The sequence below is a fragment of the Mesorhizobium sp. M7A.F.Ca.CA.003.01.2.1 genome (genome assembly GCF_003998945.1).
Lineage (GTDB): Bacteria > Pseudomonadota > Alphaproteobacteria > Rhizobiales > Rhizobiaceae > Mesorhizobium > Mesorhizobium ciceri.
In genome coordinates, this window is the sequence record NZ_RZRA01000432.1 from 1 (window position 1) to 4,620 (window position 4,620).

5 protein-coding genes are annotated in these 4,620 nt (G+C 63.7%); all 5 read left to right on the forward strand.

The features are described from left to right. Positions 1 to 1,593: ABC transporter substrate-binding protein (locus tag EN969_RS17980; protein WP_164758321.1), on the forward strand; the 1,593-nt coding region annotated here is incomplete at its 5' end. Between the two features lie 18 nt (positions 1,594 to 1,611). Continuing rightward, positions 1,612 to 2,679: an ABC transporter permease gene (locus EN969_RS17985; RefSeq protein WP_013527925.1), complete on the forward strand. Its 1,068-nt coding sequence runs from the start codon at positions 1,612 to 1,614 to the stop codon at positions 2,677 to 2,679. Beyond that, entirely contained in the window at positions 2,676 to 3,596 is a 921-nt protein-coding gene (gene nikC, locus EN969_RS17990) for a nickel transporter permease (protein ID WP_013527924.1), read from the forward strand. Before EN969_RS17985 ends, nikC begins: the two co-directional genes overlap by 4 nt. A 10-nt stretch (positions 3,597 to 3,606) precedes the next feature. After that, positions 3,607 to 4,452 (forward strand): ABC transporter ATP-binding protein, encoded by an 846-nt coding sequence (locus EN969_RS17995; RefSeq protein WP_127419284.1) that lies wholly within the window; start codon positions 3,607 to 3,609, stop codon positions 4,450 to 4,452. Continuing rightward, a partial coding sequence (locus EN969_RS18000; protein ID WP_127419285.1) for an ATP-binding cassette domain-containing protein occupies positions 4,449 to 4,620 on the forward strand: 172 nt, incomplete at its 3' end. The genes EN969_RS17995 and EN969_RS18000, both read left to right, overlap by 4 nt.

A 4,620-nucleotide genomic window follows, 5' to 3' on the forward strand; every position in this document is an offset into this window, starting at 1 on the left:
GCCATGTCGGCGCTGCTTCTGGCCGGCGCGCCCGCCGGTGCGGTCACGCCCGCCGACACGCTGGTCGAAGGTTTCGCGATCGACGACATCATCTCCATGGATCCGGGCGAGGCGTTCGAGCTGTCGACCGCCGAGGTCACCGGCAACACCTATGATCTGCTTGTCCGTCTCGACCTCAGCGACACCTCCAAGGTCAAGGGCGACCTTGCCGAAAGCTGGACCGTCTCCGATGACGGCCTGACCTACACGTTCAAGCTCAAGCCCGGCCTGAAATTCGCTTCCGGCAATCCGATCACGGCGTCCGATGTCGCCTGGTCGTTCGAGCGCGTCATCAAGCTCGACAAGAGCCCGGCCTTCATCATCGGCCAGTTTGGCATCAGCGGTGACAACGTCACCGAAAAGGCCAAGGCTGTCGACGACGGCACCTTCCAGTTCACCGTCGACAAGGCCTATGCGCCGAGCTTCGTGCTGAACTGCCTGTCGGCAACGGTGGCTTCGGTGGTCGACGCCAAGCTGGTCAAGGAGCATGTCGCTTCGGTCACGCCGAGCGCCGACTACAAATGGGACAATGACTTCGGCAATGCCTGGCTGAAGACCGGCTATGCCGGCTCCGGCGTCTTCAAGCTGCGCGAATGGCGGGCCAACGAAGCCGTCGTTCTCGAGCGCAACGACAATTACTACGGCGAAAAAGCCAAGCTTGCCCGCGTCATTTATCGCAACATGAAGGAAAGCTCGGGCCAGCGCCTGGCGCTCGAGGCTGGCGACATCGACGTTGCCCGCAATCTCGAACCGAACGACCTCGACGCCATCGCCAAGAACGCCGACCTCACCACCACCAGCGCGCCCAAGGGCACGGTCTATTACATCAGCCTCAACCAGAAGAACGCGAACCTCGCCAAGCCGGAGGTGCGCCAGGCGTTCAAGTATCTGGTCGACTATGATGCCTTGAGCTCCACCATCCTCAAGGGCATCGGCGAAATCCATCAGACCTTCCTGCCCAAGGGCGTGCTCGGCGAATTGGATGAGAATCCGTTCAAGCTCGATGTCGCCAAGGCCAAGGAATTGCTGGCCAAGGCCGGTCTGCCCGACGGCTTCAGCGTAACCATGGACGTACGCACCGGCCAGCCGACGACCGGGATGGCGGAATCGATCCAGCAGACGCTCGGACAGGCCGGCATCAAGCTCGAGATCATCCCGGGCGACGGCAAGCAGACGCTCACCAAATACCGCGCCCGCAACCACGACATCTATATCGGCCAATGGGGCCAGGATTATTTCGACCCGAACTCCAACGCCCAGACCTTTGCCTCGAACCCGGACAATTCGGATGGGGCCAAGACCAAGACGCTGGCCTGGCGCAACGCCTGGGACATTCCGGACCTGACCAAGCAGACGGAAGCGGCACTGCTCGAGAAGGATGCCGGCAAGCGCGCCGACATGTACAAGGATCTCGAGAAGAAAATCCTCGACACCAGCCCCTTCGTCGTCATCCACCAGCAGCTGGAAGTGGCCGGCCTGCGCAAGAACCTCAAGGGCTTTGCGCTCGGCCCGAGCTTCGACACCAACTTCGTCGGACCGGTGTCCAAGGAATAGTGCTCGCGGACACGCCGCATGAGCGCGGTTGAAAAAGAAGTGGCGGCGGGGCGCGGCAGCGCCCGCGCCGTCGCTGTTGCATCATCGCTTGGCCGTTTCCTGGTCATTGCGATCACGACCTATCTTGGTCTGCTCGCGGTCACCTTCTTCATCGGCCGCGTCATTCCAATCGACCCGGTGCTGGCGGTGCTCGGCGACCGGGCGCCGGCCAATGTGGTTGAGCGCACGCGCCGCGAGATGGGCCTCGATTTGCCGTTGATCGAGCAGTTCTACATCTATGTGAAGAATGCGCTGAACGGCAATTTCGGCGTCTCCGTGCTGACCACCAATCCGGTCATGACCGACATTCGCCGGGCGCTTCCGGCCACGACGGAACTGGCGACCCTCGGAACGCTGATCGGCGCGTTGTTCGGCGTGCCGCTCGGTGTGCTGGCCGCGGTCAGGCGCGGCAGCCTCATCGACCAGATCGTGCGCGTCATCGGCCTGATCGGTTATTCCGTGCCGATCTTCTGGCTGGGGCTGCTTGGGCTGGTGCTGTTTTACGCCAAGCTGCAATGGGTTGCCTTCCCGGCGAGGCTCGACGTCGTCTACGAATACACCTTTACGCCGATCACCGGCTTCTATCTCCTCGACTCTGCGATGCAGGGGCAGTGGGACGTTTTTTACGACGCCTTCCGCCACATCATCCTGCCGGCCTCGCTGCTCGGCTATTTCTCGCTCGCCTATATCAGCCGCATGACGCGCTCGTTCATGCTCAACGAATTGTCGCAGGAATATATCGTCGCGGCGCGCGCCAAGGGCCTGTCGGAAACCCGCATCATCTGGGGCCACGCGCTGCGCAACGCAGCGGTGCCGATGGTGACGGTGATCGCGCTGTCCTATGCCGGACTGCTGGAAGGTTCGGTGCTGACCGAGACCGTCTTCTCATGGCCGGGCATCGGCCTTTACATCACCAATTCGCTGCAGAACGCCGACATGAATGCGGTGCTCGGTGGCACCATCGTCATCGGCTCGGTGTTCATCGCCATCAACCTTCTCTCCGACCTGCTGTATCGGGTGCTCGATCCGAGGACGAAGTCCGCATGAGCGTCGACACCATCCAGAGCCGTCGCGACTGGCTGCTCAGCGAGCGGCCGGCCTCGCGCATGCAGGCAAGGCTCGGCCGCGCCTATGTGGCGTGGCGGCGCTTTTCCGCCAACCGGTTGGCGTTTCTGGGCCTGCTCATCATCATTGCCCTGCTGGTCGTTGCCGCCCTTGCAGGCGTGCTGGCACCTTATTCGCCAACGTTCGGCGACCTGAAGAACGCGCGCCTGCTGGCGCCGAGCGCCGAGCACTGGTTCGGCACCGACGATCTCGGCCGCGATATCCTGTCGCGCATCCTCTACGGCTCGCGCTGGACGCTTTACGTGGTCATCCTGGTCGCCATCATCGCCGCACCCATCGGCCTTCTGGTCGGCACGGTGGCCGGCTATGCCGGCGGCTGGACCGATGCCATCCTGATGCGCATCACCGACATCTTCCTCGCCTTTCCCAAGCTGATCCTGGCGCTGGCCTTCGTCGCAGCACTTGGCCCCGGCATCGAGAATGCGGTGCTGGCCATCGCCATCACCTCATGGCCGCCCTACGCCCGCATCGCGCGGGCAGAGACGCTGACGGTGCGCAATTCCGACTACATCAAGGCGGTGCAACTGATGGGCGCCTCGCCCTTCCGCATCGTGCTGCGCCATATCATGCCGCTTTGCATTTCGTCCCTGATCGTCAGGGTGACGCTCGACATGGCCGGCATCATCCTGACCGCCGCCGGGCTCGGTTTCCTCGGCCTCGGCGCGCAGCCGCCGCTGCCCGAATGGGGCACGATGATCGCGTCCGGCCGCCGCTTCGTGCTCGACCAGTGGTGGGTGGCCGGTGCGCCGGGCTTCGCCATCCTCATCGTCAGCCTCGGCTTCAACCTGCTTGGCGACGGCCTGCGCGACGCGCTCGATCCGCGGAGTGGCGACCAATGAGCGGCGACCAATGAGCGGAGAAACGAAAACGCTTCTCAACGTAGACGACCTGCGCGTCACCTTCCCGACCCGCACCGGGCTGATCGAGGCGGTGCGCGGCGTTTCCTTTTCGCTCGGCCGCGAACGGCTCGGCATCGTCGGCGAATCCGGCTCGGGAAAATCGCAGACCGGCCGCGCCATCATGGGCCTGACGCCACCGCAGGCGCGGATATCGGCCAACAAGCTCGCCTTCGACGGCATCGATTTGCTCACCGTCTCGCCACGCGAACGCAGGAAGCTGCGCGGCAAGCGCATCGCCATGATCCTGCAGGATCCGAAATATTCGCTCGACCCGGTGATGAGCATCGGTCGCCAGATCGTCGAGACGCTGCGCACCCATGAAAAGGTCGGCAAGGCGGAGGCGCGCGACCGTGCATTGGCCATGCTGGAGGCGGTGCAGCTCCGTGATCCCTCTCGCGTCTTCAATTTGCATCCGCATGAAGTTTCGGGCGGCATGGGCCAGCGCGCCATGATCGCCATGATGCTGATCGCCGGTCCGGAAATGATGATCGCCGACGAGCCGACCTCGGCGCTCGACGTCACCGTGCAGCTCGATGTGCTCGGCATCCTCGACCGGCTGGTCAGTGAGCGTGGCATGGGGCTGATCTTCATCTCGCACGATTTGCGCCTGGTCTCGTCCTTCTGCGACCGCGTCATCGTCATGTATGCCGGCAAGGTGGTCGAGCAGCTCAAGGCGTCCGAACTCGGCCAGGCCCAGCATCCCTACACGCGCGGCCTGCTCAATTGCATGCCCAAGATCGGTGCCGACCGCCACCCGCTGCCGGTGCTCGACCGCAAGCCGGAGTGGGCGGCATGACTTCTGCGATTGCCGTCGACAGGCTGGAAGTGATCTTCGACCGTTTTCGCGCACTGAAAGGCGTCAGCCTCGACGTGCAGCCGGGCGAATCCTTCGGCCTGGTCGGCGAATCCGGCTCCGGCAAATCGACGCTGCTGCGGGCCATCGCCGGCCTTGCGCCGGTTGCAT